22 protein-coding genes are annotated in these 25,292 nt (G+C 29.9%); 15 read left to right on the top strand and 7 right to left on the bottom strand.

The genetic code is table 11. The features are described from left to right. Positions 1–69: 69 nt before the first annotated feature. Positions 70–3,033 (top strand): FAD-binding and (Fe-S)-binding domain-containing protein, encoded by a 2,964-nt coding sequence (locus tag ACY2RX_RS06495; protein WP_490103160.1) that lies wholly within the window; start codon positions 70–72, stop codon positions 3,031–3,033. Between the two features lie 150 nt (positions 3,034–3,183). Here the strand turns inward: ACY2RX_RS06495 and ACY2RX_RS06490 are convergent, their stop codons facing one another. Continuing rightward, positions 3,184–4,056 (bottom strand): OmpA/MotB family protein, encoded by an 873-nt coding sequence (locus ACY2RX_RS06490; RefSeq protein ID WP_490103159.1) that lies wholly within the window; start codon positions 4,054–4,056, stop codon positions 3,184–3,186. A 133-nt stretch (positions 4,057–4,189) separates the two neighbouring features. Continuing rightward, positions 4,190–6,826 (bottom strand): valine--tRNA ligase, encoded by a 2,637-nt coding sequence (locus ACY2RX_RS06485; protein ID WP_490103158.1) that lies wholly within the window; start codon positions 6,824–6,826, stop codon positions 4,190–4,192. A gap of 107 nt (positions 6,827–6,933) precedes the next feature. Here ACY2RX_RS06485 and ACY2RX_RS06480 point away from each other — a divergent pair, with 107 nt between their 5' ends. Together ACY2RX_RS06480 and ACY2RX_RS06475 are read left to right on the top strand one after the other, a co-directional pair. Continuing rightward, entirely contained in the window at positions 6,934–7,296 is a 363-nt protein-coding gene (locus tag ACY2RX_RS06480) for a DUF1573 domain-containing protein (protein WP_490103157.1), read from the top strand. A gap of 1 nt (position 7,297) precedes the next feature. Beyond that, positions 7,298–7,702: a DUF1573 domain-containing protein gene (locus ACY2RX_RS06475; RefSeq protein ID WP_490103156.1), complete on the top strand. Its 405-nt coding sequence runs from the start codon at positions 7,298–7,300 to the stop codon at positions 7,700–7,702. On the opposite strand, the gene ACY2RX_RS06470 is transcribed toward ACY2RX_RS06475, so the two are convergent. Then, complete coding sequence (locus ACY2RX_RS06470; protein ID WP_490103155.1) at positions 7,699–9,003, bottom strand: pepsin/retropepsin-like aspartic protease family protein; 1,305 nt, start codon at positions 9,001–9,003, stop codon at positions 7,699–7,701. The two genes, ACY2RX_RS06475 and ACY2RX_RS06470, sit on opposite strands and share 4 nt — an antisense overlap. Before the next feature lie 194 nt (positions 9,004–9,197). Between ACY2RX_RS06470 and ACY2RX_RS06465 the strand changes: the two genes are divergently transcribed. Together ACY2RX_RS06465 and murB are read left to right on the top strand one after the other, a co-directional pair. Continuing rightward, positions 9,198–10,388 carry a pyridoxal phosphate-dependent aminotransferase gene (locus tag ACY2RX_RS06465; RefSeq protein ID WP_490103154.1) on the top strand — a complete coding sequence of 397 codons (1,191 nt, stop codon included), beginning with the start codon at positions 9,198–9,200 and terminating at the stop codon, positions 10,386–10,388. Continuing rightward, on the top strand, positions 10,389–11,399 hold the full coding sequence (murB, locus tag ACY2RX_RS06460) for a UDP-N-acetylmuramate dehydrogenase (protein ID WP_490103153.1): 1,011 nt from the start codon (positions 10,389–10,391) through the stop codon (positions 11,397–11,399). Positions 11,400–11,454: 55 nt separating this feature from the next. Here the strand turns inward: murB and aqpZ are convergent, their stop codons facing one another. Continuing rightward, complete coding sequence (gene aqpZ, locus ACY2RX_RS06455) at positions 11,455–12,141, bottom strand: aquaporin Z (protein ID WP_490103152.1); 687 nt, start codon at positions 12,139–12,141, stop codon at positions 11,455–11,457. 144 nt (positions 12,142–12,285) lie between these two features. On the opposite strand from aqpZ, the gene ACY2RX_RS06450 reads away from it, so the two are divergent. The 9 genes from ACY2RX_RS06450 to lipA are packed head-to-tail and all read left to right on the top strand — an operon-like array spanning position 12,286 to position 17,320. Continuing rightward, entirely contained in the window at positions 12,286–12,489 is a 204-nt protein-coding gene (locus ACY2RX_RS06450) for a membrane or secreted protein (protein ID WP_490103151.1), read from the top strand. Positions 12,490–12,504: 15 nt separating this feature from the next. Continuing rightward, positions 12,505–13,608, top strand: coding sequence for a glycosyltransferase (locus ACY2RX_RS06445; protein WP_490103150.1), 1,104 nt, complete (start codon positions 12,505–12,507; stop codon positions 13,606–13,608). Continuing rightward, on the top strand, positions 13,599–14,162 hold the full coding sequence (locus ACY2RX_RS06440) for an RNA polymerase sigma factor (protein WP_490103149.1): 564 nt from the start codon (positions 13,599–13,601) through the stop codon (positions 14,160–14,162). Before ACY2RX_RS06445 ends, ACY2RX_RS06440 begins: the two co-directional genes overlap by 10 nt. Next, positions 14,163–15,383, top strand: a complete 1,221-nt coding sequence (locus ACY2RX_RS06435; RefSeq protein ID WP_490103148.1) for an Nramp family divalent metal transporter — start codon at positions 14,163–14,165, stop codon at positions 15,381–15,383. A 37-nt stretch (positions 15,384–15,420) separates the two neighbouring features. Next, on the top strand, positions 15,421–15,750 hold the full coding sequence (locus ACY2RX_RS06430) for a hypothetical protein (protein ID WP_490103147.1): 330 nt from the start codon (positions 15,421–15,423) through the stop codon (positions 15,748–15,750). Beyond that, on the top strand, positions 15,737–16,045 hold the full coding sequence (locus ACY2RX_RS06425) for a type II toxin-antitoxin system RelE/ParE family toxin (protein ID WP_490103146.1): 309 nt from the start codon (positions 15,737–15,739) through the stop codon (positions 16,043–16,045). The genes ACY2RX_RS06430 and ACY2RX_RS06425 overlap by 14 nt, the downstream gene beginning before the upstream one ends. An 11-nt stretch (positions 16,046–16,056) precedes the next feature. Continuing rightward, positions 16,057–16,203, top strand: a complete 147-nt coding sequence (locus tag ACY2RX_RS06420; protein ID WP_490103145.1) for a hypothetical protein — start codon at positions 16,057–16,059, stop codon at positions 16,201–16,203. A gap of 1 nt (position 16,204) precedes the next feature. After that, positions 16,205–16,396 (top strand): hypothetical protein, encoded by a 192-nt coding sequence (locus ACY2RX_RS06415; protein ID WP_490103144.1) that lies wholly within the window; start codon positions 16,205–16,207, stop codon positions 16,394–16,396. 54 nt (positions 16,397–16,450) lie between these two features. After that, positions 16,451–17,320 (top strand): lipoyl synthase, encoded by an 870-nt coding sequence (gene lipA, locus ACY2RX_RS06410; protein WP_490103143.1) that lies wholly within the window; start codon positions 16,451–16,453, stop codon positions 17,318–17,320. 282 nt (positions 17,321–17,602) lie between these two features. Here lipA and ACY2RX_RS06405 read toward each other — a convergent pair whose 3' ends face one another. The 3 genes from ACY2RX_RS06405 to ACY2RX_RS06395 all read right to left on the bottom strand — a co-directional run bounded on the left by ACY2RX_RS06405 (position 17,603) and on the right by ACY2RX_RS06395 (position 24,020). Next, complete coding sequence (locus tag ACY2RX_RS06405; RefSeq protein ID WP_490103142.1) at positions 17,603–21,067, bottom strand: T9SS type A sorting domain-containing protein; 3,465 nt, start codon at positions 21,065–21,067, stop codon at positions 17,603–17,605. A gap of 54 nt (positions 21,068–21,121) precedes the next feature. Continuing rightward, on the bottom strand, positions 21,122–22,480 hold the full coding sequence (locus ACY2RX_RS06400; protein ID WP_490103141.1) for a pyridoxal-phosphate dependent enzyme: 1,359 nt from the start codon (positions 22,478–22,480) through the stop codon (positions 21,122–21,124). 304 nt (positions 22,481–22,784) lie between these two features. Continuing rightward, a complete protein-coding gene (locus ACY2RX_RS06395) occupies positions 22,785–24,020 on the bottom strand; it encodes an ABC transporter permease (protein WP_490103140.1) in 1,236 nt (411 codons plus the stop codon). A gap of 4 nt (positions 24,021–24,024) precedes the next feature. Here ACY2RX_RS06395 and ACY2RX_RS06390 point away from each other — a divergent pair, with 4 nt between their 5' ends. After that, positions 24,025–25,260, top strand: a complete 1,236-nt coding sequence (locus ACY2RX_RS06390) for an exo-beta-N-acetylmuramidase NamZ family protein (RefSeq protein WP_490103139.1) — start codon at positions 24,025–24,027, stop codon at positions 25,258–25,260. Positions 25,261–25,292: the final 32 nt, after the last annotated feature.

The following is a 25,292-nucleotide window of genomic DNA, read 5'->3' as shown; positions in this document are numbered from 1 at the left end:
TGAAACTCTGAAGCTATTGAGTATTATTGAAAATATTATTCAGATATTTGTAAATTATAAATTTTATTGATGATTCAAAATGCAACTTTAGAAGCTTTACACAACTCACTTTTAGGCGATGTTCTTTTTGATGATTTACACAAAACATTATACGCTACAGATGCATCTGTGTATCGTAAAATTCCATTAGCAGTTGCATTTCCTAAAAATGAAAAAGACATTAAAATTTTAATTGATTTTGCTACTAAAAAGAACATCACATTAATACCAAGAACAGCAGGAACTTCTTTAGCAGGACAATGTGTTGGAGACGGAATTGTGGTAGATGTTTCTAAACATTTTACCAATATTATTTCTTTTGATGAAAAAGCAAAAACCATAAAATTACAACCAGGAATTGTAAGAGATTCTTTAAATGTCTACCTAAAACCTTTTGGGTTGTTTTTTGGTCCAAACACATCAACATCAAACAGATGTATGATTGGCGGAATGGTGGGCAACAATTCTTCTGGAAGTACATCAATAAAATATGGTGTTACACGCGATAAAGTTTTGCAAATTGATGCTATTTTAAGCGATGGAAGCACAGCAGTTTTTAAAGAAATAACTTCAAGTGAATTTATCAAAAAAACCAAAGAAAACACCTTAGAAGGAAAAATATATAAAAGTATTTACAAAGAACTTTCTTCAAAAGAAATTCAGAAAGAAATAAAAAATGAGTTTCCAAAAGAAACGATTCACAGAAGATGCACAGGTTATGCTGTAGATGAATTTTTAAAATCAGATTTGTTTGGAGGAAAAAAACCAACCCTAAACGTTGCAAAACTCTTAACAGGAAGTGAAGGAACTTTGGCTTTTTCAACAGCAATTACCCTACAATTAGACAACTTACCACCTAAAAAAAGCATTATGGTTTGTTCTCATTTTACAAGTATTAATGAGAGTTTAAAAGCTACTTTAATAGCAATGAATCATAGTTTGTATAATTGTGAATTGATGGACAAAACCATTTTAGATTGTACAAAAAACAACAGAGAATTGGCTAAAAACAGATTCTTTTTACAAGGTGATCCAGAAGCCGTTTTAATGTTAGAAGTTGCTGCAAATACCATTAAAGAAGCAGAAACTTTAGCAGACAATTTAATTGCAGATTTAGAAAAAAATAAGTTTGGGTATCATCATCCAAAAGTATTTGGACAAGACATTGCTAAAGTGCATTATTTAAGAAAAGCTGGTTTAGGTGCTTTAGGAAATATGGTTGGTGATATGAAAGCAGTTGCTTGTATAGAAGACACAGCTGTGGCTTTAGAAGATTTACCAGATTATATAGAGGAATTCACTAAAATAATGAGTAAATATCAGCAGAATGCTGTCTATTATGCCCATGCTGGTGCTGGCGAACTGCATTTACGTCCTATTTTGAATTTAAAGAAAAAAGAAGATGTTGGTCTTTTTAGAAAAATTACTACAGAAACTGCGCAATTAGTTAAAAAATATAAAGGGTCTTTTTCTGGTGAACATGGAGATGGAATTGTACGTGCAGAATTTATTCCGTTAATGATTGGTGAACAAAATTATCAACTTTTAAGACGAATTAAAAAAGCTTTTGACCCAAATAACATTTTTAACCAAGGAAAAATTACAGATGCTTTTTCTATGGATAAAAACCTCCGTTATAAAATTGATAGAACAGAACCTGTAATTAAAACCATACAAGATTTTTCTGATAGCGAAGGTATTTTAAAACTTGCCGAAAAATGCAATGGTTCTGGCGATTGTAGAAAACCTGTAGAAGCTGGCGGAATGCTATGCCCAAGTTACAGAGCAACAAAAGACGAAAAAGACACCACAAGAGCAAGAGCCAATATGCTGCGCGAAGTTTTAACCAACAATACCTCAAAAAACAAATTTGACTCTAAAGAACTTAAAAAAGTTTTAGACCTTTGTTTAAGTTGTAAAGCTTGCGCCACAGAATGTCCTAGTAATGTTGATGTTGCTAGTATGAAAGCTGAGTTTTTATATCAATATCAAGAAACAAATGGCTATTCTTTTAGAAATAAATTATTTGCTAACAATGCCAAACTAAACAAATTAGGAAGCCTTATACCAACATTATCAAACTTAATTTTAAATACAAAATTAGCAAAATCTGCAATGGGAGTTACTCAACAAAGAAGTGTACCAAAACTAGCAAAAAAGACATTGAATAGTTGGTATAAAAAGCAAAATGGTATTAAAAATCAGAATGTCATTTCGACTGAAATGGAGAAATCTGTAAATGAAAAGATGTCTCCACAAGGTTTAAATGACAAAAAAGTTTACCTATTTAACGATGAATTTACCAACTTTTATGATGTAGAAATTGGTAAAGACGCTTTCTATCTTTTAGAAAAATTAGGATATGATATACAAATTATCAATCACCAAGAAAGCGGAAGAAGCTATATTTCTAAAGGTTTTTTAAAACAAGCCAAAGAAGTTTGCGACAAAAATATTGCAATTTTTAAAGATTTAATTACTGATAAAACTCCTTTAATAGGAATAGAACCCTCAGCAATTTTAACTTTTAGGGATGAATATATTAGATTGGCTGATGATAAAGCATCCGCAGAAAAAATTGCAAAAAACACCTTTACTTTTGAAGAATTTTTAGCTAAAGAACTTGAACTCAAGAATATCCATGAAGATATGTTTACAAAACAGCCTAAGGCTGTAAAAGTGCATGGACATTGTCATCAAAAGTCATTAACAGGAACTTTTGCGAGTTTTCAAATGTTAAATATTCCTAAAAATTATTCTGTAACTATTTTAAATACAGGATGTTGTGGAATGGCAGGTTCTTTTGGTTACGAAAAAGAACATTATAATGTTTCTATGCAAGTGGGCGAAGATACATTGTTTGCAAAAGTAAGAAATTGTACTGCCGATACAGAAATTGCTGCTGCCGGAACAAGTTGCAGACATCAAATTTTTGATGGCACAAAACGTACTGCAAAACATCCAATTACGTTATTAAGAGAAGCTTTGTTATAAACCAAAATTCCGTGTTTAGATTCCCGTTTTCACGGGAATGACAGTTTCAACGGAAACCCCGAGACTGGAGCCTCGTGGAATTCTTTTCGATTAAATAAAAACTCTCTTTTGTAATTTTTACAAAAGAGAGTTTTTAATAAAGTTAACTTTCTATTTTGTTTCTATAACTCCTTCTTCTGTTAACAAAGCAAAAAACTTATTTAAATTTGGTAGAATTACAATTCTTGTTCTTCTATTTTTAGCTCTGTTTTCTTTACTAGTATTAGGGAACAAAGGCATTGTATCTCCTCTACCAGAAGCAATTAATCTACTTCCTTCTACATTAAATTTATTTTGTAAAAGTCTTACAATAGATGTTGCTCTTTTTACACTTAAATCCCAATTATCTTGAACTTTTTCATTACTGATAGTTCTAGAATCTGTATGACCTTCAATCATTACATCCATACTTGGTTCAGACTGTATAATATCTGCCAACTTAGTAATTAATTCATATCCGCTTCTTTTTATTTGATAACTAGCTGTGTTAAAAAGTAGTTTATCGGAAATAGAAATCATAACCACAGTTTGATCGATATCAATATCTATATCATCAGAATTGTTAAACTCTGTTTTACCCAACGCTTTTCTAACAAAATTATGGGAAATTGCTAAATTTAAAGAATCTTTTAATGTTTTGGCTTTTGCTAATTTTTCAGGATTTACTTTTTTTAATGTTTCATTCATTTGCTTTCTTCCTTTCTTAGAAATTACCGCAACATTACCATAAGTATCTAACTTTAATTCGTTTTCTTTTTCTAAAGTGACATTCTCACTTTTTAAAGAATTAATCTTGTTATTGTAAATCTCAACACGCTTTTCAATTTTTGCAAATTTGGCTTCTAATGCTTCTTTTTCTATCGTTGTCTTTTGTAAATTACCTTTGGTATTTTTATACTGAGATTCTAAGGCAACATATTTCTTTTTAGAAACACAAGAAGTTGCAAATGCGATTACTGCTAGGGCAATAATTAGTTTTTTCATTTTAAAATGTTTTTAGTTTATACTATAACTTTTATAACTATTTTTTAGTATAAAAAAGTAATTATTTTTTTATAAATAAAAAAAAGTCTTTCTAATTTTAGAAAGACTTTATACTTAAAGTTAGACAGTTACATTATTTTAAACTTGCTAAACTAGATTTAATAGTCTCAATTTTAGCCAATGTATCAGCTTCTTTTTTACGTTCTAAAGTAATAACTTGCTCTGGCGCATTAGACACAAAACGCTCATTAGATAATTTCTTTTGAATACCAAATAAGAAACCTTCTGCTCTTTTTAACTCAGCTTGTAACTTTTTAGTTTCTGCTTGGACATCTATATTTTCTTCTGCAATAGGAATAAAATATTCGTTCGATTTTACTCTAAACGAAGCTCCATCAACTTTATCAGAAACATAATTAATTATAGATGCGTTTGTTAGTTTTTGAATAATTACATCAAAATTTGTAGTGAATTTTTCATTATTTACAACTGATAATTCAACTGCATCTTTAAACGAAATATTTTTGTTTTTTCTAATCGTTCTAATTCCTGAAACAACTTCTGCAGCAAACTCAAATTCTTTTATAAGTTGCTCATTAGATGCTTTTTGCTCTGGATATTTAGTAATAATTAACGCTTCTTCTGGGGTTCTTTCAGAAATATATTGCCAAATTTCTTCTGATAAAAAAGGCATAAAAGGATGCAATACTTTTAAATTATCTTCAAAGATAGCAATAACAGCATTGTATGTTTTTTTATCAATAGGTTGTTGGTAAGCTGGCTTTACAGTTTCTAATAACCAAGAAGAAAAATCGTCCATTATTAATTTATAGATTGCCATTAAAGCATCTGATAAACGGTATTTAGAAAAATGATCTTCGATTTCTTCCAATACTGTTTGAAACTTCGCGTTGTACCATTCTAATCCAATTTTAGCATATTCTGGTTGTTCTAAAGATTCATCAATTTTCCAACCTTTTACTAAACGGAAAGCGTTCCAAATTTTGTTTGCAAAACCTTTTCCTTGCTGACATAAATCTTCATCGAACATTAAATCGTTTCCTGCGGCTGAACTTAACAATAATCCTACACGAACTCCGTCTGCTCCGTAATCTTCAATCAATTTTAACGCGTCTGGTGAATTCCCTAACGATTTAGACATTTTACGACGTTGTTTGTCGCGTACTAAACCTGTTAAGTATACATTTTCAAAAGGTTTTTCATCTTTATATTCATATCCAGCAATAATCATACGTGCAACCCAGAAAAATAAAATATCTGGACCTGTAACTAAATCGTTTGTTGGATAATAATATTTAATTTCTTCATTTTCTGGATTTCTAATTCCATCGAAAACCGACATTGGCCATAACCAAGAAGAAAACCACGTATCTAAAGCATCTTCGTCTTGATGCAAGTCGTTAGTTGTTAGTTTTGAGTTATTAGTTTTCTCTTTCGCAAGCTCAAGAGCGTCATTAATATTCTCTGCTACAACAAAGTCTTCTTTTCCATCTCCATAGAAATAAGCAGGAATTTGTTGTCCCCACCATAATTGACGAGAAATATTCCAATCTCTGATGTTTTCCATCCAATGACGGTAAGTATTTTCGAATTTCTTCGGATATAAATTGATATCTGTATCATCTCCTAAAACCGCTTTTATTGCTGGTTTAGCTAATTCTTCCATCTTTAAAAACCATTGATCTGATAATCTTGGCTCTATAACAGCTTTGGTTCTCTCTGATGTTCCAACTTTATTTGTGTGAACTTCAGTTTTTACTAAAATACCTTTTGCTTCTAATTCTTTTACCACTTCTTTACGAGCTACAAATCTGTCTTTTCCTTCGTAATGCAATCCAAAAGAGTTTAAAGAAGCATCATCATTAAAAATATCAATTACTTTTAAATTGTGTTTATCGCCTAAAACCTTATCGTTTTCATCGTGCGCAGGTGTAACTTTTAAACATCCTGTACCAAACTCAACATCTACATATTCATCTTCAATAATCGGAATAACTCTTCCACAAAGTGGAACAATTGCTTTCTTACCTTTTAAATGCGTAAAGCACTCATCGTTTGGATTGATACAAATTGCGGTGTCTCCAAAAATGGTTTCTGGCCTTGTAGTTGCAATAGTTAATGTATCATCAGAACCTTCTATTTTGTATTCTAAATAATATAAATTTCCTTGTTTTTCTACATGAATTACTTCTTCGTCAGAAAGTGTGGTTTTTGCTTCAGGATCCCAATTTACCATTCTGTAACCACGATAAATTAAGCCTTTGTTATATAAATCTACAAATACTTTTATGACAGATTCAGACATTTCTGGATCCATTGTAAACGCAGTTCTTTCCCAATCGCAAGAAGCTCCTAACTTTTTTAGTTGCTCTAAAATAATGCCTCCATATTCGTGTTTCCATTCCCAAGCATGTGCTAAAAATTCTTCGCGAGTTAAATCGTTTTTATCTATTCCTTGCTCCTTTAACTTGGCAACAACTTTTGCTTCTGTAGCAATAGATGCGTGATCAGTACCAGGAACCCAACAAGCATTTTTACCCAACAAACGTGCTCGCCTAATTAACACATCTTGAATGGTGTTATTCAACATATGCCCCATATGTAAAACTCCTGTTACGTTAGGTGGTGGAATTACAATGGTATAAGGTTCTCTTTCATCTGGTGTTGAATGAAAATAATTATTTTTCATCCAGTAATTGTACCATTTATCTTCTACTTGTCTTGCATCGTATTTAGATGGAATTATCATACTTTGGTATCTTTTTTGATATATAGTTGGCAAAAATACAATTATCTATTTTCAAGAGAAAATGTGAGGTTGATTTTTTTATCATTAAAAAATCGTAAATTTGTAGTATGAAAAAAGGATTTCTATTAATAGTTGCTTTGTTAATTTCTGTTGCAATTTCTGCTCAAGAGTTTAAATTTGAAAAAGAAATTATCAATTATGGAAAAATTAAAAAAGGTGCAGATGGCAAACGCATTTTTGAATTTACTAACATTGGTAATGCTCCTATAATTATTAAAGAAATTAAAACTTCTTGCGATTGTGCAATTCCAAAAAAACCAGAAAAACCAATTATGCCTGGCGAAAAGGCAACTATAACTGTAGCATATGACACTTCTAAAGCTGGTGGATTTTCTAAAGAAATCATTATTTTTTCGAACGCAAAAAACAAAAGAAAAAGAATTAAAATTAAAGGATATATTAGCAAATAAAATGAAAACATTTTTTACATTATTTATAGTTGGATTGATTAGTTTATCTACAACCGCTCAAGAGTTTAAATTTGAAAAATTAGTAATTGATTATGGTAAAATAGAGAAAGGTTCTAACGGAGAAAGAGTTTTTGTTTTTACAAATATTGGCGATAAACCATTAATTATCAGAAACATAACTTCTACTTGTGGATGTACAATACCCCAAAAACCAGAAAAACCTATTATGCCTGGTAAAAAAGGCGAAATTAAAGTTTCTTACGATACCAATAGAGTTGGTGGTTTTTCTAAATTGATAACTATTTTTTCGAACGCAAAAAAAAATAGAAAAGTGATTAGAATAAAAGGTTTTGTTAATAAAGGAATTACGCTAGAAAAACAAAAAAGTATGCTTTCTGACAGTTAAATTTTCTTTTCTAATCTAAATTTAAATTTTAAAATTACTCCTTTTCTCTGTACTGTCATTCTTATTTTTTTACCTTCCCTTTCTTGAAATCTATAAATAATATCTGCTAAGGTAAAATTATGAGTATGCTTTCCGTTTATACTTAAAATTTTATCATTCACTTTTAAACCAGCTTTATCTGCAGCAGAATTTACGATAACATTTTTAATTTTGTATGAAGGTTTAAATTTATACTCATAGCTAGTGATAAATGAAATTGTGTTGGCATTATTATTAGATGGTCCTTTATTAAATGAATAATTATCTATAATTCTTTGTGCTTTCTTTTCTTTTATTATTTCTTTACCTGCATAAACAACATCTAAACCACTCATATTGTAATTAAAACCTTTTTTAAAAGATCCGTTCTTTTTAAAAGTAAATTTTTTATTTGGGTAATCTATCCAAACTTTAAAACGTTTTAAAATATTACCTCCAATACTGCCATTTCTTTCTTTAAAATTTCTAGCATTATGAGTTGAAGCAGAATCTAAAAAAGAAACCGTAGGTTTTTTAATTTCAAATTTTCCTAATTTAAATTTAGAAATTCTACTTCTATTACCAAAAATTGGTCCGTTTAAACCTTCACCTAAAATATCATAAAAAAAACGTTTTGGTGTTTTTATTACTTCTTTAGAGTTTTCGAAAAGCCACAATGCATCACTACCTCCAGAATCTACTAATAGTTTTACATCTACTAATTTACTGCCAATAGTATCTAAACCAATTTTAGCATTTATAAATGGTTTTTTTCTATAAAAAGTAAAAGGAATCGTTTCGCATTTTCTACATTTTCTGTAAGTAAAAGTTTTAGGGTTATAGAAATCGAGCTTTTTTGTTTTATAGTTTACCCGTACAATAAAATCCTTTAACAAACTGTACCCAATTATTCCATGAATTGTGGTTCCCATTTTACTCGATAAATCAAAATTACCTTTTAAAATAACATAAACTGTTTCATTATTACTAACTAAGTTTTTTATTCTAAATGTATTTTTTCTTGATACCAAAGCAGGCACAGGTTTACCTTTACCCAAACCCCGCAAAGTAATTTTTGCTGTATTCAATAACCCAATACTATCATTTTCAGATAAATTGAAAAGAATTGTTTTATTAACCCCAGTATCTAAAATAAATGATAACTCTTTACCATTTATTTCTAAAGGAATCACAATCAAGTTATTAATTAACTTAAAACGAAGCTGTTGTCTTTTTTTATTGGCTCCATTAAAATAAAATCCATTCTGAGAAAAAGAATGCATTGAAAAGCAAATCAGTAATAAAATAATGGAATTTTTTTTCAAATTTGAAAGTATTTTGCAAATACAATATACAACTATAAGAACATATCTTTCTGTTTTTTAGCAAAATTTTAACCATTAAACTTTATACAATAAAATGCTATAAATAAAATATATTTCGGAAATTTGCATCGAGAAATACTTAAAATATTATTATGCCTTCAATATCTACCAAAGGAAAACATATGCCAGAATCGCCAATAAGAAAATTGGTGCCCTATGCAGAAGATGCAAAAAAAAGAGGAACTAAAGTTTTTCATTTAAATATTGGACAACCCGATATAAAAACGCCACAAATTGCTTTAGATGCTGTAAAAAATAATACTATAGAGACTTTGGCTTATGCGCGTTCTGAAGGTTCTGAAGAATACAGAAATAAATTAACCCATTATTACAAAAAAAATAATATTCATATTTCTGCAAATAATATAGTTGCAACAACAGGTGGTTCTGAAGCATTATTATTTACTATTGGAAGTATCACAGATCCTGGTGATGAAATTATAATTCCTGAGCCTTTTTACGCAAATTATAATGGTTTTTCTACTGCATCTGGTGTAAAAGTGGTTCCTGTAATTTCTAAAATTGAAGATAATTTTTCGCTTCCAAAAATTGAAGATTTCGAAAAACTAATTACCCCAAAAACCAAGGCAATTTTAATTTGTAATCCTGGAAATCCTACAGGATATTTATATTCTGAACAAGAAATTAATAAGCTAAAACAAATTGTTTTAAAACACGATTTGTTTTTAATTGCAGATGAAGTTTACAGAGAATTTACCTACGATGGTTTACAACATACATCTATAATGTCTTTAAATGGTTTAGAACAAAATGCAATTGTAATAGACTCTGTTTCTAAACGTTACAGTATGTGTGGTGCAAGAATTGGTTGCATTGTTTCTAAAAATGATACGTTTATTTCTACTGCAATAAAATTTGCACAAGCAAGATTAAGTCCGCCAACATATGCTTTAATTGCTTCTGAAGCTGCTTTAGAAACACCGCAAAGTTATTTTGATGATGTAAAAACAGAATATCTTGAAAGAAGAAATACTTTAATTACAGAGTTACAAAAAATTGATGGCGTAAAAGTTGCCAAACCAAAAGGTGCTTTTTACTGCGTTGTAGAACTACCTGTAAAAGATTCTGATGATTTTGCACAATGGATGTTAGAAAAATTTAATCATAATAACGAGACTGTTATGGTAGCTCCCGCAAGCGGATTTTATTCAACTCCTAGAGAAGGAAAAAATCAGGTAAGAATTGCTTATGTTCTAAATAAAAAAGACCTAATACGTTCTGTAGAAATTTTAGCGGAAGCTTTAAAACAATATCCAAATTAATTGAATATTCGACAAAACATATCCTTAAAAAACTACAATACTTTTGGTATTGATGTTACTACAAAACGTTTTATTTCTGTAGATTCAGTTTATCAATTACAACAACTTTTAAAAGTTGAAAAAGATATTTTTTTACTTTCTGGAGGCAGTAATATATTGCTCACAAAAAATATTAATAAGTTAGTTGTACATATTGATATCAAAGGAATTTCTATTGATAAAGAAGATAATAACAGTGTTTATATAACCGTAAATGCTGGCGAAAATTGGCACGAATTTGTGTTATGGTGTGTTGATAATAATTATGGTGGATTAGAAAATTTGTCTCTAATTCCAGGAAAAGTTGGTACGTGCCCAATTCAAAATATTGGCGCTTATGGAGTTGAAGTAAAAGACGTAATTACAAAAGTTGAAGCTGTAGAAATTAAAACTGGTAAATTGGTTTCTTTTGCTGCAGATGAATGTAAGTTTGGATATAGAAATTCCGTTTTTAAAAATGAAGCTAAAGGCAAATATGTCTTAACTTCTGTAAGTTTTAAATTGACTAAAAACCTGCATCATTTAAATATTTCTTATGGTGCAATTGCCTCTGAGTTAGCATTAAAAAAAATAGACAAACCAAGTTTAAAAGATGTTTCTAATGCAGTAATTTCTATTAGACAAAGTAAATTACCAGACCCAAAAAAGATTGGTAATAGCGGTAGTTTCTTTAAAAATCCTGTCATTTCAAAATCACTTTTTAATAAACTTCAAAAAGAATATGCACAGATTCCAAGTTATCCAGTATCAGAAGAAACTGTAAAAGTTCCTGCGGGTTGGTTAATAGAAAAAGCTGGTTTTAAAGGTAAGCGTTTTTCAGATTATGGAGTTCACAAAAAACAGGCTTTAGTTTTGGTAAACTATGGAAATGCTTCTGGAAAAGAAATTTATCAGCTTGCTATAAGAATTCAAAAATCAATCAAAAAAAAATTTCAAATAGATTTAGAGATTGAGGTTAATATCATACAATAAAAAAACCAGATAAACATTACATTTATCTGGTTTGGCATTAAGTTAGGGGTTAAAATTATTCTTTATCAAATAATACTTTATGTATAAAACCGGCAACTATTGCACCTGCTATTGGAGCAACCCAGAACAACCAAGATTGCGTTAAATATTCTCCGCCAGCAAAAATTGCTTGACTCATAGAACGTGCAGGATTTACAGATGTGTTTGTTATTGGGATACTAATTAAGTGAATTAAGGTTAAACCCAAACCAATTGCAATGGGTGCAAATCCTTTAGGAGCTCTATCATTTGTGCTTCCTAAAATAATTAATAAGAAAAACATTGTTAGTAAAAACTCTGCTATAAATGCAGATTGCATAGAATATTTATCTGGAGATAATTCTCCATATCCATTCGCAGCAAAACCACCAATAGATTCAAAACCAGATTTTCCTGTAACAATTAAATACAAAGCTGCTGCTGCTAAAATTGCGCCCACTAATTGCGATATTATATAAGGTATTAATTCTTTGGCAGAAAACTTACCTCCAGCCCAAAGACCAAAAGAAACTGCGGGGTTAAAATGCCCTCCAGAAATATGCCCAACAGCGTAAGCCATTGTTAAAACGGTTAAACCAAAAGCCAGAGAAACTCCAACAAAACCGATTCCTAATTCTGGATAACCAGCAGCAAAAATTGCGCTACCACATCCACCAAAAACTAACCAGAAAGTTCCAAATAATTCAGCAAAATATTTTTTCATAATGTAAAATGTTTAGTTAATTAATATTCGTTGATATCATTTCTTATGACACCTAAAGATAAAAAAAGTCACTTTATAAAATATTTGATGAAGATTTTTAAAGAGAAAATAAGAATATGTATCTTTGCTATTCAATTATTTTTTATGAAATTATTATTGCTTACTTTAGGTTTGTTAGGTCTTGGTGTTGCTGGAATTGCCATTAAAATTTGGACAAAAAAAGATGGTAAATTTGCAGGAACTTGTGCCAGCCAAAACCCTGTTTTAAACAAAGATGGAGAAGCTTGTGGATTTTGTGGAAAAACACCAGATCAGTTTGAGTCTTGCTCTGAACCTCAACACAATTAATTCCTTTTTTTCTAAATGATGGTTACTGTACTTTTCTACTTTTTTGTAGCATTTACGGTCATTCAAATTTTATATTATTTAGTATTTTCTACTTTTTTGTTTGACAATCAAAAAGATTATAGAAAGTCTTCTGAAATTCCTATTTCTGTTATTATCTGTGCAAAAAATGAAGCTGAGAATTTGCAAAAATTTCTTCCTTTAATCATCAATCAAAAATATACGGATTTTGAAATTGTGTTGATAAGTGATGCTTCTTCTGATGAAACTGCCAATGTTATGCAATCGTTTAAAAAAGAAAATAAGAACATTAGAATTATTGATGTAAAAAATATTGAAGCTTTTTGGGGAAATAAAAAATACGCGCTTACTTTAGGAATTAAGGCTGCCAAAAACCAACATTTATTATTTACAGATGCAGATTGTAAACCTGTTTCTAACAAATGGATATCAGAAATGAGTCAGAATTATTCTGATGAAAAAACCATTATTTTAGGATATGGCAAGTACAAAAAAGAAAATTCACTTGTCAACTTATTGGTAAGATTTGAAACACTATTAACTGCAATTCAATATTTTAGTTATGCAAAAATAGGTTTTCCTTATATGGCTGTTGGCAGAAATTTAGCTTATAAAAAAGAAGAATTTTTTAACGTAAAAGGGTTCATCAATCATATACATATTAAATCTGGAGATGACGATTTATTTATACAAGATGCTGCTAATAAAGAGAATACAGTAATTTGTACCTCAGAAAAAAGTTTTACAGAATCTTTAGCTCCAACATCATTTAAAGAATGGTTTCGTCAGAAAAGAAGACACATTTCTACTGCAAATCATTACAAGTTTACCCATAAATTCTTTTTAGGCTTATTCTTTGTTTCTAAAGTATTTTTTTATGTTTTAGCTTCTCTGCTATTTTTGTTTTATCCTTGGCAAATTATATTACCTGTCTTTTTATCTTATTTTTTAGTTCAATTTCTTGTTGTGGGTTTAGCATCACAAAAATTAAAAGAACCACAAATCATTTATTTTTTACCTTTTTTAGAAATTGGATTGATACTATTTCAGTTTTCGATTTTTATTACTAATTTGTCGTCAAAACCAAATCATTGGAAATAGACAATAATAAACTTAAAATACAAATTTCTAGAGCTAAAAAAGGCAGTCAGTCTGCTTTTAGCTACTTGTTAGATACTTTTTGGAGTGATGTTTATAATTATCAACTAAAAAGAACTCAGAGTGAAAATGATGCTGAAGATATTACAATTCAGACATTTTCTAAGGCTTTTGATAAGATTGATACTTATAATGATAAATACATTTTTAAAACTTGGTTAGTTACCATTTCTAAGAATGTTCATATAGATTTATTGCGCAAAAAAAAGATTTCTATTGCAACCAACACTACAAAAGAACAAGAGGAAAAAGCGTATTTAGTTATTGATGAAAACCCTACTCCAGAAGACAAAATTATAACCGAACAAAATTTAGCAAAATTGTTAAAAGACATTAAACAATTAAAACCTAAATACCAAGAAATCATCCAATTACGTTATTTTCAAGAATTAAGTTATAAAGAAATTTCTGAACATATTAATGAACCAATGAACAATGTAAAAGTAAAATTATTACGTGCAAAAAAGTTGTTGGCAGAGATTATTAAGAGGTCTTAAATGAAAAAATCATTCTTACAATCTTTAGGACCTGGTTTATTATTTGCAGGTGCAGCAATTGGAGTATCACACTTAGTACAATCTACAAGAGCTGGCGCAGAATTTGGTTTTGGATTAATTTGGGCTTTGTTATTGGTTCACTTGTTTAAATATCCTTTCTTTCAATTCGGTCCACGTTATGCAGCTGCAACAGGAGAAACTTTATTAGATGGCTATCGTAAATTAGGCAAAGGAGTTTTAGTTGCTTATTACCTTCTAAATTTTGCCACAATGTTTACCATACAAGCAGCTGTAACTATTGTTACTGCTGGTTTGGCATCTCAACTTTTTGGTTTTACAAACGATTTAGTTTTATGGGCTACACTACTAATGTTTATTAGTTTGATATTTTTAGTAGTTGGTAAATACAAATTGTTAGATAATGTGATGAAATACATTATTGTTATTCTTACCATTAGTACAATTATTGCTGTAGCTGTAGCTTTATTTAGTACCAAAGACACTTTTGATGTCACACAGATAATTCCTTCAGGAGCAGTTGAACTTACTTTTTTAATTGCCTTTTTAGGTTGGATGCCAGCTCCTTTAGATGTTTCTATTTGGCATTCTATTTGGTCTGTAGAAAAGGATAAAACCACGGTTCTAAAAACCAAAAGAAAAGATGCAGTTTTCGATTTTAATGTTGGGTATATTGGCACACTTTTTTTAGGAATTTGTTTTGTGCTTTTAGGTGCATTAGTAATGTATAAATCAGGAGAAACATTCTCTAATAAAGGAGGAGTTTTTGCAAGTCAGTTAATTAAACTATACACTCATAACTTGGGCGAGTTTTCTTACATTTTTATTGCTATTGCTGCATTTACAACTATGTTCAGTACAACTATTACAACAATGGATGCTTCACCTAGAGCAATGAACAGAACTACAAAACTATTGTGGAATAAAGATTTTAAATTCGGATATTGGTTTTGGATTGTTTTTCTTTTTTCTGGAACTTTTTTAATCCTAAAATATTTTATGGATAATATGGGGTTGTTAGTCAAAATAGCTACAATTCTATCTTTTTTAACTGCTCCTTTTTATGCCATTTTAAACTACAAACTAATTACAGGAAAACATACTCCAGAAAAGCACAGACCAGGAATTTATTTATGCATTTTAAGTATTGTTGGTATCATTTTTTTAGTAGGATTTAGCATTTGGTTTTTATTGAGTTTGTAAAATTTTATTTATATTTATACTTTATTACCACATATATATGAACAAAATAAATATTATCCATCAATATGATGCTATTATCAACAAACTAGCAGAAGATATAAAAAATAGCGACTTTAAGGTTCAATATTTTTTAAAGTTATTAAATCTTAAAAGTAGTTTTTTTTACAAAAAAATTAGAGAAAAAAGATTTACAAGCGAAGAAATAAAATTGATTTCTAAATACTTATATCCTAATGATTATCAGGAGTATAAAGAAGAAATAATTCATCAATTATTAGAAAAATCAAAAGAGCAAGTTGCTAAAGGAGAAATTTCTAATTTTGAAAACATCTTGCAAGAAAGCAAAAAAAAGTATGAACTCTTATAAGATTATTTCTTCAAAAATTGCCAATGAAAGTTTTCAAAATAATATTGATTATTTAGAAAAATTTTGGACTTCTAAAGAAGTAATCAATTTTATTAAAAAAGTTGAAGATGTAATTGAGGTTTTAAAAATTTCTCCTTACACTTTTAAAAAATATAAAAAGAATAAAAACATTCATCAAATAGAAATTTTAAAACAAATTACTTTGTTTTATCAAATTAATAGAGAAAACGTAGAGTTACTCCTTTTTTTCAATAATTATCAAAATCCTAGTAAACTAAAAGAATTACTCTTATAATTGTATTATTTATGAAATTAAAAAAAAGAAACTTTTCAAGAAAAGAAAAAAATTCATTAAGACTAAAAATAATTATAGCCATTCTTTCTTTTTTCATTTTTAAAATTATTATTTCTGATTGGGAACATTTTAAAGATGGTTTAACAAGTAATTTATAAAATGCAGAAAAATCAATTTTATAGTTCAGGAAAAAATGCGTACAAATCTAATTTAGAAAAAGAATTTAGGCTACAGAAAAGAGAAATTCAAGAATCTAAAGAATTTACTAATAGAGACAAAAAAGATAGAATTAAAACTTTAGAAAAATCTTTTCAAAGAAAAAAAAGATGTTCAGAATACTTCAATTTTTAATCATTAATTTTCATATTTTCCTTTGTATCTTTGCTTTTCATAATTTGATAGAAAATGGCAAATGAATCTGTTATTCTTCCTGAAAGACCTAAAAAACCAAAATGGTTACGTGTAAAATTACCCGTAGGTAAAAAATACACTGAACTTAGAAGTTTGGTAGATAAGTATAAATTAAATACAATTTGTACAAGTGGAAGTTGCCCAAATATGGGAGAATGCTGGGGAGAAGGAACAGCAACTTTTATGATTCTTGGAAATATTTGTACACGTTCTTGTGGTTTTTGTGGCGTAAAAACAGGAAGACCAGAAACTGTAGAGTGGGATGAACCAGAAAAAGTAGCACGTTCTATTAAATTGATGAAAATAAACCACGCAGTAATTACCTCTGTAGATAGAGATGATTTAAAAGATGGTGGTTCTATTATTTGGGCAGAAACTGTAGAGGCAATCAGAAGAGCAAATCCGAATACAACTTTAGAGACTTTAATTCCTGATTTTCAAGGAAACACAAAACAATTAGATAGAATTATTGAAGTGCATCCAGAAGTAGTTTCTCATAATATGGAAACCGTTAGAAGACTAACTAGAGAAGTTCGAATTCAAGCAAAATATGATAGAAGTTTAGCTGTTTTAAAATATTTAAAACAAAACGGAATGCGTACTAAATCTGGTATTATGCTAGGTTTAGGAGAAACTGAAGAAGAAGTCATTCAAACTATGAAAGATTTACGCCAAGTTGGTTTAGATATCATAACAATAGGTCAGTATTTACAACCTACAAAAAAACACTTACCAGTAAATGATTTCATTACACCAGAGCAATTTAAAAAATACGAAACTTTAGGTTTAGAAATGGGCTTTATGTATGTAGAAAGTGGCGCTTTAGTACGTTCTTCTTATAAAGCACATAAGCACGCCAAATAAATTTTATACTAGACAAATCTTTACTAGACTTCAATAATAACAAAGGAGAATTTACAACAGAGTCAGGAATTTTTAAAGTATTTGTTAGTGATAATTCTGTTGATGTTTTAGATAAAGAGTTCGAAATAATAAAATAATCATTCAAAAAATAACTTTGGCACGCAGATTGCGAAGTATAAAATGGAGACAACGTAGTAAACTGTTTTCATTGTGTAAATTATTTGAATTAGTTGATTAAAAAAACCATCTCACTTGAGATGGTTTTTTTGTATGTTTTTAAAATTATTCTACAACTATTTTCTTAGAAACATTATAAGAGCTACCTTTAAATTGTATATTTAAGAAGTAAATACCCGAAGTAATTTTTTTAAATTTTAAAGCTATTTTAGTAGGCAATATTTTCTTTTGATTAAAAAACTTTAGTTCTTTACCAGTAATATCAAAAAGCTTTATTTTTTCGATTTCTTCTATACTACTTATAAAAATCTCTTTTTCTAATAATATTGGATTCGGAAATATTTTAATATTCACCAACTCTTCCTCTTTAACAGCTAAAGTGGCACCATTTAAAACAGCTTGTTTTAAAAAGATTCCCCAACCTGAAGCAGCAGAACTATTAGGGATACCAGAAAGTTTTCCAGTAAAAATAAGTGGCGAATATGTACCGTTTAAAACACTTAAATCTATAGTTTCTGTTTTAATTCTGTTGGGTTCGTTCCAAGTTTGCATCTTATTACCTCCTTTTCTCCAAATTACAATGGTATCGTTAGCTTTGTTTATGTAAGAAATTAACAAACTATCTTTTACATTTAATAAAGTATTAACATCTGGCAAATAATTGTATTTAATTTCTAACTTAGAATTTTTATAATTTACAAAATCGTATATTTTTTTAGTGACCAAGTGGTCTTTAGCGCCTGCAACATTATTATTAGAATTTCGAGAATTTAAGTACTCAAAAGATTGCCCAACATTAGCTCCTGCAACAGTTACTACTTTTTCCCAACCAATTTTACTAGTGTTTTTTCTTTCGAAATTTTCACTTAAATCTATAAAATCTTCAAAAAACTCAGGTTTGTTTCGTTTCTCTAAAACTACAATAGAATCTGTTTTGGTATGCGAACCATAAATATTTGAAGCTGTTAACTTTATTTTGTGTGTACCTAGCTTGTTAAAAGTAACAATAGGGTTTCTTTGCTCTGAAATTGTTTTTGTTGCACCTTCAAACTCCCAAACTAATTTTGCATTCTTATTTTTTTCAATAAGTGCAGAATAGTCATAAAACTTTGCTTTTGCTGTATAGCCTTCAAGATAAATGGTGTCAGTATCCATCTTTAAATTTGCAACTGGAGCTATATTGGTATTTACTAAATCTCGTTGCCATAGACCTCCTCTTGCAGAAGCGACAATCTTTCCTTCTGGGTAAAATGGCTTTATTCTATCAATACCAACATTAAATATAGGTGAGGTGTATTCTAGGTATTCCCAAGAGTTCATAGTATTATCTCGGTAATGTACACCTACTTCGTTAGATAAATAAACGCCTCCATTAGTACCTATTTGATTTTTTAAAGTATATGGATAAAGGTTTGGCAAATTCGCAGTATAATCTATCCAAGTAGCACCTTTGTCTGTGCTTTTATACACTTTTTTATTGTTGGCAGCAATCCACAATACGTTTTCATCTAAGGCATCTAATTGAATATCGTAAACCACATAGTCGCCACCTAAGTTTGGTAAATTAACATTTTCCCAAGTTTTCATATCATCAAAGCTTCTCAGTATTTTATAGGGGTCTTGTTGAACAATATAAAACACATTAGGCTTGCTGTACATCGTTCTAATATGCAATACAGAAGAGCCTTTTGGACCTTCATAAACAATTTTGTTTGTTGCAGAATGGTTGCTTCTATCTTCAGAAGTATTATCTATGGTCGTTTTTAATATTTGATGCGATGTATTATTAGGTCTTTTAAAACGATATAAAACATTCGATTTCCGCTCATGAAAAACAGCATTTGGTGCCCAACCAAAATTAGTTAAACTATTACTACCTGAAATACTATGCCTTCCGTTATTATCAATATAAGAAACCGTATTAGGGTCCATAGCCATTTCAGGAATAATAGGGTTTATTATTGCTCCTCTAGAATCTGCGCCATGGGTAGCAATAATACCTTTAGTATTGTCTCCCGCATAATGAGCAATTCCTGTATGCCATGTAGCCAATGCTGCATAAGATAATGTTTTAAATGGCCAATCTATACCTGTAATTGTATGATTGTGAATTCCTTCTCCTTTGTTAACATAAGTTTTTGTATCGTCATTTGAATAATAAAGACCACCATCAGAACTTATCCAAATATCATCTCCATTAATAGCTACACCTTGAATATCTGCATGAACCCAACGTTTAGAACCAAAACCAAATGCCCAACTATCAACTGCACAGGTAAATGTTGCGCCTCCATCTCTAGAAATCCAAGGGTTAATACCTGCCATAATCATAACGTTAGAATCGGTGTCCGATATTTCAAATTCAGAACAATATCCTAATTGTCCGCCAGCACTACTTCCTGTATTACTATAACCTTGCGCATTGGGGTTGGTTATACTATAAGGTTCGTCTTCTGCTCCTGGTCCGTTACCACAACATTTTCTATTAAATGTTGCGCCTTCATCTGTAGAAACATATAAGCCAATGGTTCCTTTTAATCCATTTGTAGTTTGCCCAGTAGACATTACATATACATTATTTGGTGCATCTGCACTAACTGCCATAAGGCTATAAAAGGTTGCTTTTATTTTTGGATCATCTGGTCTTGGTAATCCTGCACCAACTTCACTAAAGTTTTGTCCGCCATCTACAGTTTTAAAAAGAGTTTCTCTTTCTGAGAATTTTGCTAAACAATAGAATGTATTTGGTTTTGTTGGATGAAAATCTACATCAATAATACTCGCTCCGCTAATGTTTGATACTTTATATAAGTCTCCTGATGCGTTTAATTTATAGAATCCGCTTCCAGAATATCCTATTAAAGTATTATCTGTATAACGACTTGATTTTATACGAATTGAGCTTGAGTGGATTTTTGACCAACTTTCTCCACCATTTGTAGACTTGTAAACACCTTGTGGGTACACACCTCTAGCTGGAATGGTTGTAAATAAAATGTTTGGACTCCCTTTTAAAACTTCTAAACCATAAGAAGCGCTAATTGTTGGTATATTATTAGTGATGTCTTTCCAAGTAGTTCCTTTATCGGTTGATTTCCATAAGCCACCAGAATTACACCCTACATAAATTGTGTTTGAATTGTTAGGATCTACTTTTACATCCCAAATAACGCCTAAGCCATGATTTTGACCTCTCGTTTTTTCTTCATTAATCTTATATAAATTTGGCGGAGCTAGTTCCCATACAGCACTTGAATTTTCCTTTTTGGCTTGAGATTTTCTTTGGCTAACCAAATTATCAATATGTTTTTTTATGGCAGCTTTAACAGGTTCTTTATTTATAAAACCATTTTTATCTACAAAACGTTTGTTTTCTCTTAGCCATCTATTAAAAATACGGGTGTTTCCATCTTTTTTAAAGGTGCGATTTTTCCAATAGTTTTCGTAACTTTTTTTGGCTTCGAAATAATTTGGATTTTCTTGTTTTATAATATCCATCCATTCTTGAGAAAAAGATATTTGATTACCCAAAAGAATAATTAATACAAGTAAAAATTTTTGAATTTTCATTTTTTAAAATTTAGGGGTTGAGAATATATATTTGTTTAAAATTACTATTTAGATTTAAATAGCGCTAATAATATCATATTTAGTAATAATATGATGATTTCCGTTTTCTAAATCAACTAATACTGCGTCATTTTCTTTGGTTATTAGCTTAGACAGTTCATCTAATTTTGCTGCTTTTTTAACTATTGGATATGGTTTACTCATAATGTCTTTAATAGGTTTATCAGCAATATTTTTGTCGGCAATAAAATTATGTAACAAGACAGACTCATCTATAGAACCCACAAAGCCAGCAACATCTTTTACAGGAATTTGACTTATTTTATATTCCTTCATTCGCTCAATTGCATGCGAAACCAATTCTTCTGTTTGCGCAGTTACCAAAGGTTTTTCTTCGTAGTTTTTTATTAAATCTGCTGCGGTTTTAATTTCTTCTTCTAAAAAACCTCTATCACGCATCCAATCATCATTAAACATTTTACCTACATATCTACTTCCATGGTCATGAAATAAAACCACCACAACATCGTCTTTTGTAAAATGTTCTTTTAGTTGCAACAAACCTTTAATAGCAGAACCCGCAGAATTTCCAACAAAAATACCTTCTTCTTTGGCAATTTTTCTGGTATAAATAGCAGCATCTTTATCGGTTACTTTTGTAAAACCATCTATTAAAGAAAAGTCAACATTTTTTGGTAAAATATCTTCGCCAATTCCTTCTGTAATGTAAGGATAAATTTCATTCTCATCAAAAATACCTGTTTCGTGATATTTTTTAAACACAGAACCATAAGTATCTATTCCCCAAATTTTAATATCAGGATTTTTCTCTTTCAAATATTTTGCGACACCAGAAACGGTTCCTCCAGTACCAACTCCCACCACAAAATGTGTGATTTTACCTTCTGTTTGTTCCCAAATTTCTGGACCCGTTTGTTGGTAATGTGCTATTGAATTACTTGGATTGTCGTACTGATTTACATACCAAGAGTTAGGCGTTTCTGCTCCTAAACGTTTAGAAACCGAATAATAAGATCTTGGATCTTCTGGCTCTACATTTGTTGGACACACAATTACTTCTGCACCAACAGCACGTAAAATATCCATTTTTTCTTTAGACTGTTTGTCCGATATTACAAAAATACATTTGTAGCCTTTTACAATGGCTGCTAATGCCAAGCCCATTCCTGTATTTCCTGAGGTTCCTTCTATAATAGTTCCACCTGGTTTTAATCTACCATCTGCTTCTGCATCTTCAATCATTTTTAACGCCATTCTGTCTTTTACAGAGTTTCCTGGATTAAAAGTTTCTACCTTTGCCAACACCAAAGCCTCTACTTGTTTTGTTACCGAATTTAGTTTTACTAAAGGTGTATTGCCAATAGTTTCTAATATATTTTTTGCGTATTTCATATCTCAAAATTTTGATTGCAAAGATACTTTATTTTTTGGGCGTTCCCTAAAGGTCGTGCTTTCATTACTCGCTTTTTTTAGTTTTGTTTTCGTAACAAATTTGCAAAAAAGCAAATTCTACTCAAACAAAAAACTAAAAAAGAGCTCAAACACGCCATTCAATCACTAACGCAGAATATCTATAAACTTTTAGCTTAGCAGTTGGTTAACAAATTGTTTGCGTTAGTGATTGAAACGGCATCCTTTTTTGAGGCACGAAAAAAAGATATAGTGAAAAGCACGACCTTTAGGGAACGCCCAAATTTTAAGCAAATTTTATAGACTTTGATGGATTAATTTTGGTGATAATATATGAAGGAATAATGAGCATTAAAAAACACATAACAAGTGTACCAATATTTAACAATACAATTGCGGTTAATGAAATATAAACTGGCATTGTAGCCACATGATAGGTTTCTGGATTTAAGGTAATGAGTTTAAAATAATGTTGTATAAAAATAATGGATAATCCTATTAGATTCCCCCAAAAAAGTCCTTTTAAAATTAAATAAGATGCGTTGTATAAAAATACTTTTCTAATACTTGTGTTGGTACTTCCTAACGATTTTAGAATACCAATCATTTGTACGCGTTCTAGAATTAAAACCAATAAAGCTGTGATCATATTTATACCTGCAACCAAAATCATAATGGCAATAATAAACCACACATTGTTGTCGAATAATTTTATCCAATCAAAAATATTTGGGTAGCTATCTACAATTGTTTTGCTATTTAAAGTTGCTCCTATATGACTGTAAATTTCTTCTCCTTTGGCTTCTATATCATCAAAATTATCTAACAATACCTCAAAACCACCTATTTCGTTTTCAGACCATTTATTTAATTTTTGAACTTCTCTCAGGTCGCCAATCATTATAGTTTTATCAAACTCTGCTAAACCAGTACTATAAATTCCAACTATTTTATATTTTCTATTGGATGGTATCTTACTGGTAGCCGTTTTTAAAAACGTGGCTAAAATGGTATCGTTTAATTTTAATTGCAAACGATTTATTACAGTTTTAGATAATAAAACTTCTCTAGTTCTAGGTAAATTTAAGTTAGGTATGCTACCTTCTATTAAATATTCTTTAAAAAAAGTCCAATCGTAATCTGTAGAAACTCCTTTAAAAATGATGCCTTCAAAATCGGTTTTTGTTCTTAAAATTCCGCCTTTATTTGCAAAAACTTGAATGTTTTTTATACCTCCTACTGCATCAAAATTTGGGTAAAATTTTTGATTTTTTTTAATTGGAACTGTAGAAACATCAGAATTATTAGTATCGTAATTTACAATTTGAATATGCCCTTTAAAGCCCGCCATTTTATCGCGAATTTTGTATTGTAAACCAGCGCCAGTTGCCACAGCAATTAGCATAATAATAATACCTAAGGCAATTGCTGTAATTGCAATTTTTATTATTGGCGATGAAATACTATTTTTATACTTTTTACCAGCAATAATACGTTTTGCAATAAATAACTCGTAATTCAAATTGATGATTCTTTTTAACCTTCGTAAAAGTACATATTTATTCTTATTTCTGATGCTGAATTTTCAGTTGATTTCTTGTGGACAACAAGTTAAAAATTCAAAAATCAAACATAAAACATCTAACAAACGATATATTAAAACGGGTGCAGAAAGAACCAGTTTGTATTTAAAATTATTAAAAGGAAAAAATGTTGCAGTTGTAGCGAATCAAACTTCTGTAATAGAGAAAAAAGAAAAGAAAAAAGAAAAAAGAGGGTTTGTACATTTGGTAGATTCTTTACTTAAATTAAACATTAACATAAAAAAAGTATTTGCTCCTGAACACGGTTTTAGAGGAAAAGCGGATGCTGGCGAACACATAAATGATGGCGTAGATGTAAAAACTGGACTACCAATTTTATCATTGCATGGAAAAAATAAAAAGCCCACAACCAAACAATTAAAAGGAATTGATGTAGTCGTTTTTGATATTCAAGATGTGGGGGTGCGTTTTTACACCTACATTTCTACTCTACATTATGTAATGGAAGCTTGCGCAGAAGTGGGAATCCCACTTATAGTTTTAGACAGACCTAACCCAAATGCACATTATATTGATGGTCCTGTTTTAGAATTAGAGCATAAAAGTTTTGTTGGTATGCACAAAGTTCCTGTAGTTTACGGAATGACGATTGGCGAATATGGACAAATGATTAATGGAGAAAAATGGCTTACAAACGGAATTCAATGTAATTTAACGATTGTTCCTTTAAAAAATTATACGCATCATTCAGAATACAGTTTAGCAATAAGACCTTCACCTAATTTGCCAAATGATAAAAGTATAAATCTGTATCCAAGTTTAGGTTTTTTTGAAGGAACTATAATTAATGCTGGTAGAGGAACAGAGTTTCAGTTTCAGAGATATGGTGCATCATTTTTTCCTAAAAGTAACTTTAATTATACTCCAAAACCCAACTTTGGTTCTAAATACCCAAAACAAAAAGGAAAACTTTGTTATGGTGTAGATTTAAGTAACACTAAAAAATTAAGTTCTTTAAACTTAGAATGGTTGATAGATGCTTACCAAAAAACACCCAAAACAGAAAAATTCTTTGGAAAAACTTTTACCATTCATGCAGGGAACACAAAGCTTCAAAAACAAATTGAACAAGGTTTCTCTGAACAAGTAATTAAAAAAACTTGGAAAAAAGATTTAGAAGCATTTAAAATTATTAGAAGCAAATATTTGATTTATTGATAGTTTGTTATTCTTATTTTACTAAGCGTAAG

The organism is Polaribacter sp. 2405UD43-2 (assembly GCF_058147125.1).
This window is presented reverse-complemented; position numbering and strand designations above follow the sequence as displayed.